The organism is Nonomuraea zeae (genome assembly GCF_005889725.1).
GTDB classification, from domain to species: Bacteria; Actinomycetota; Actinomycetes; order Streptosporangiales; family Streptosporangiaceae; genus Nonomuraea; species Nonomuraea zeae.
Genome location: NZ_VCKX01000526.1, coordinates 1 through 4,304, shown reverse-complemented (window position 1 = coordinate 4,304; position 4,304 = coordinate 1). Strand labels below are relative to the sequence as shown.

4 protein-coding genes are annotated in these 4,304 nt (G+C 71.6%); 3 read left to right on the top strand and 1 reads right to left on the bottom strand.

Features of this window, described 5'->3' with window-relative positions; all coding sequences use genetic code 11:
• Positions 1–248 precede the first annotated feature (248 nt).
• Entirely contained in the window at positions 249–1,010 is a 762-nt protein-coding gene (locus tag ETD85_RS60485; protein ID WP_138698799.1) for an SDR family NAD(P)-dependent oxidoreductase, read from the bottom strand.
• 584 nt (positions 1,011–1,594) lie between these two features.
• Here ETD85_RS60485 and ETD85_RS60480 point away from each other — a divergent pair.
• The 3 genes from ETD85_RS60480 to ETD85_RS60470 all read left to right on the top strand — a co-directional run.
• A complete protein-coding gene (locus ETD85_RS60480) occupies positions 1,595–2,068 on the top strand; it encodes a GNAT family N-acetyltransferase (RefSeq protein WP_138698798.1) in 474 nt (157 codons plus the stop codon).
• 254 nt (positions 2,069–2,322) lie between these two features.
• Positions 2,323–3,117 (top strand): polyprenol monophosphomannose synthase, encoded by a 795-nt coding sequence (locus ETD85_RS60475; protein ID WP_240780148.1) that lies wholly within the window; start codon positions 2,323–2,325, stop codon positions 3,115–3,117.
• A gap of 112 nt (positions 3,118–3,229) precedes the next feature.
• On the top strand, positions 3,230–4,304 hold a 1,075-nt coding region (locus tag ETD85_RS60470), incomplete at its 3' end, for a lanthionine synthetase LanC family protein (RefSeq protein ID WP_138698796.1).

The following is a 4,304-nucleotide window of genomic DNA, read 5'->3' as shown; positions in this document are numbered from 1 at the left end:
GCAAGACGGCTCCCAGCATCAAGCTACAATTCGGCCTCAGCTGCGCCATGATTCACCGACGTCGGCGAGCGGCCCGGTCGGATTTTCCCACACGTGCCACGCCCCGAAGGGGCCTAGAAGTCTACAAAGTAAAGGCGCGGGGGTCACTTTGCCCTCTGCGCCCGACATCGCACCCCACACCCAAGCTGGCGATGAACGACGACCGGGTCCTGTCTCGTTCTGTGGCCGGCGCCGGGTCGATGGGCAGGTCAGTGGACGGAGAAGCCGCCGTCGACGAAGAGCATCTGGCCGGTGACAAATGCGGAGGCGTCACCGGCCAGAAACACCGCCGCGCCTGCGAAGTCCTGCGGGAGGCCGTTGCGTTTCACCATGTGGCGGGCGGCGAGGGCTTCGACCCGGCCGGGGATGGCCTGGGCGGGCTCGGTCAGCGGGGTCAGCACGAATCCGGGGATGATCGTGTTGACGCACACCCCGCTGACCGACCACGCCTCGGCCTGCGACCGGGTCAGCCCGGCGACGGCGGCCTTGGCGGCGCCGTACGCGCCGCTGTCGCCGAAGGCGCTGACCGACTGCTGCGAGCCCACGTTGATGATGCGTCCCCAGCCGCGCTCGACCATCTGGGGGCCGAAGTGCTGGCCGAGGAGGTAGGGGGCGGTGAAGTTGACGGCCAGGGTCTGCTCGTAGTCCTCGAGCGTGAGGTCGGCCATGGGCTTGCGGATGTTGTTGCCCGCGTCGTTGACCAGGATGTCGATCTCACCCGCCGTGGCGCAGACCCGGCTGACGGCGTCGCGGTCGCCGAGGTCGGCGCTGATCGCGGACGCGGTGACGCCGTGCTTGCGCAGCTGGTCAACGGCCTGGTCGAGCGCGTTCTGCCTGCGGGCGACCAGCACGACTTCGGCACCGGCGCGCCCGATCGCCTCGGCTATGGCGTACCCGATGCCGGAGCTGCCGCCGGTCACCAGGGCGCGCCGGCCGTGAAGGGAGAACAGATCACGCAGATACTCAGACATGAGCGGCAAGCTAGCATCCGTGGTCACGGGGGGTGCGAGCGGGCCCGGCACGGCGGCCGGGCGGCCTGCCTGCGGCGTTCCTTTGGCCTGTCTGCGGAGTGACGTGCGGGAGGGGCGCAGTGGCGGCCTGTGGTCTTGCGCGTGGGAACGGGCTTGGCGGGCGGTCGCGGTCTGTTGCGTGCCGCGTGGAAAGGGTACGGCGATTGGTCGGTCTGTTGTGTGCCGCGTGGAAGGGGCTCGGCGGTTGGTCTGCGGCAGATAGCGCGGTAAGGGGCTCGGTCGCGGATAGCCTGTTCGAGCGATCGGCGTCGTCCGCCAGCCGGCTCAGCTCCGGCACGGCAGCTCCGTCCGCGCCGGTCTCCGCCGGAAGCTCCTCGTTGCGGGCCGGCTTGGCGCTGCGGCGGACCGCTGCCTGGCATTGGCCGTCACCCGCTGCCCGGGCGGTACCCGGCGCTGAGTCGACGCCCGTTGCCTGGCGCTGGTCGTCAGGCTCGCGTGATCGTCTTCGCGTCGGCGACCGTGTTCGGCGACCGTGTTCGGTGGGCGGGTCCGGTGGGTGTCCTTGTGGTGGCGATAATATTCGGATGATCGTCAGACTTGCGGCCGAGCAGGACTTCCCCGGCTTTCTCGCCTTGGCGGCCCAGGTCGAGGGGTGGTTCGGTCCGATGGTCGAGGATCCGGGCTTTCACGAGGCCGTGCGCCGGCACATTCGCCGCTCGGCCGCGCTCGTCGCCGTCTCGCCGGATGCGGGCCTGGCCGGTGGGCTGTTGTTCGGGCCGGGGTCGGAGAACGGGCCGGTCCACCACGTCCACTGGCTGGTGGTCTCCGAGCGGGTGCGGGGGCAGGGGGCCGGGCAGGCGTTGATGGCCGAGGCGATGCGCAGGTTCGTACGGGGGCCGGGCACGGTTGAAGTGATCACTTTCGGGGCCGACCATCCCGGCGCCGTCGCCAGCGGCGCGCGTGTCTTCTACGAGCGGCTCGGCTTCGTTCCCGCCGAGGCCGCCGATCCGGGCCCGGAGGGCGGCTCCCGGCAGGTCTATCGCCTGGCTGTCTCCTGATCCGAGAGCCGGCTGCCGTGGTCCCGCCATCGCCCGAAGCGGGGGCGAGGGCGGGGCGAGGGGGCTGCCGTTCGGGTCGCGCTGTCCTTTGATCCGAGGGCGCTGTGCCCTGATTCAATCGCGGATTGCCGCTGGTCCGGCATGCTGTCCACCGGAGCGAGCGGGGCTTCGCGATCCGGCCGGCGCGCCGCCCGAGTTGCGTGCTCCCCTCGCGGTGATCGACGATCGCTTGCATGGGGGATGAGGAGAGCTCATTGAACGACGAACCCGGAAGCACCCGCACGCCGGGAGCCTGGTTTCTGCCGTCGCCGTGGCGGGAGACGCGGGTCGCGGTCGTCGTGCCGACGTACAACGAAGCGGGCAACCTCGGCGAGCTGGCGGAGCGGATCTTCGCACTCGACCTGCCCAACCTGCGGCTGATCATCGCCGACGACGACTCTCCGGACGGCACCGGCGCGCTCGCCGACGACCTGGCCAAGCACGCGAACGAGGAGCGCGACGAGCGGATGGTGGTGCTGCACCGCACGGTGAAGGAGGGCATCGGGCGGGCCCACATCGCCGGGATGCGGGCGGCGCTGGAGCGCGGGGACGACTACGTGGTGCAGATGGACGGCGACCTGAGCCACCGCCCGGAGTACATCCCGCACCTGCTCGGCACGATCCTGGCCACCCAGGCCGGCGTGGTGATCGGCAGCAGGTACGTGGTGGGCGGCTCCCTGTCCACGCAGTGGGGCCGGCATCGGCGGCTGCTGAGCCGGTTCGCGGGCCTCTACGTCAACACGATCCTGAACCTCGGCATCCGCGACCCCACCGGCGGGTTCAAGATCTGGCATCGCGACGCGCTCGAAGGCATCGACCTGACCGCGATCAGGAGCGACGGCTACAGCTTCCAGGTCGAGATGAACCATCGGTGCAAGCAGCTGGGCCGTTCGATCGTCGAGATGCCGATCCATTTCGAGGAACGCAACGCCGGCTCCAGCAAGATCAGTCTGGCGGTGCAGTTCGAGTCGATGCTGACCCCGTTCGCGCTGAGGTTCCGCCGCCGGTGAAGAGGCGGGGTGAAGAGGCGGGTGAAGTAACAGGTGCTGGTTGGCGGTCCGGCGTGGGTGGAGGAGAATGCAAGGGCCTTCACCGGCGACCAGGAAAGGCCCCGGGTGCACCATGAGCCTGGATGGGACTGGCCCGCCCGGCGAGCGGGCCGACACGCCGCTGAGCGCCGCGATCGGGGCCGCGCGCTGGATCAGGAGCGCGGCGACCGGCGGCGGGCGGGGGTCGCGCCGGTGGCACTGGGCGGCCAACCCGGACCCGCGCGGTCGTTCCGCCCTGCCGCCTGAGCCGGCCTCCCTGTACGCGGGCGCGTCCGGGATCGTGCTGTTCTTCCTGGAGCTGGCCGCGGCGACCGGCGATGACGACTATCTCGGCGACGTGCGGGCGGGTGTGGGCTATCTGGCCTCGGCCTGGCGCGAGGTGACGGACGTGTCGTTCTACCACGGGCTGAGCGGCATCGCGGTGGCGTTGTGCGAGGCGGGCTGGGTGCTCGGCGACGGCGGTCCTGAGGAGGTCGCGGCGGCGGCGCTCGGCCGGGTGGCACGGGCGGCGCGGCCGATGGCGGGCGGTCCCGGGTGGTCGGGGGATCCGGCGCAGCGGGCGGACGGCGGCGTGGTGCTGGCGCTGTTGCACGGTGGCTCGATGCTGGGCGTGCCGGCGTTCGAGGAGCTGGCGGTGGAGGCGGGGCTGCGGGTGGCGCGGCTGGCGGTGCCGGGTCATCGTTTCGGTGACTGCGCGGGGCTGCCGGCCGATGCGGTCACGCCGGGGTTCCTGGCCGGCACGTCGGGCACGGCGTTCCTGCTGGCTCGCCTGTACGGGGTGACGGGCGAGCTCCGGTTCCTGGAGGCGGCGCGCAGGGGCGCGGGGTTCGTGCGGGCGGTGAGCGTGCTGAGCGGGCGGTGCGCGCGGGTGCCGCATCATCTGCCGCAGGGGCGGGATCTGCAGTATCTGGGGTTCTGTGCGGGTTCGGCCGGGGTGGCGAGGATGTTCTACGAGCTGTACCGGGTGGGGGGTGACCCGGGTGATCTGGACTGGGCCGAGCGGCTGGCCGGCGGGATCGTCACGAGCGGCGTACCGGATGAGCGGGGGCCGGGCCGGAGCCGCTCGGGCTGGTGGGACAGCGCGTGCCAGTGCTGCGGCGTGGCGGGGCTGGTGGAGCTGTTCGCCGGGTTGTGGGCGGCGACGGGGC

Coding starts and splice junctions, on each gene's coding strand:
- ETD85_RS60485 (WP_138698799.1), bottom strand. CDS start 1,010: ATGTCTGAGTATCTGCGTGATCTGTTCTCCCTTCACGGCCGGCGCGCC.
- ETD85_RS60480 (WP_138698798.1), top strand. CDS start 1,595: ATGATCGTCAGACTTGCGGCCGAGCAGGACTTCCCCGGCTTTCTCGCC.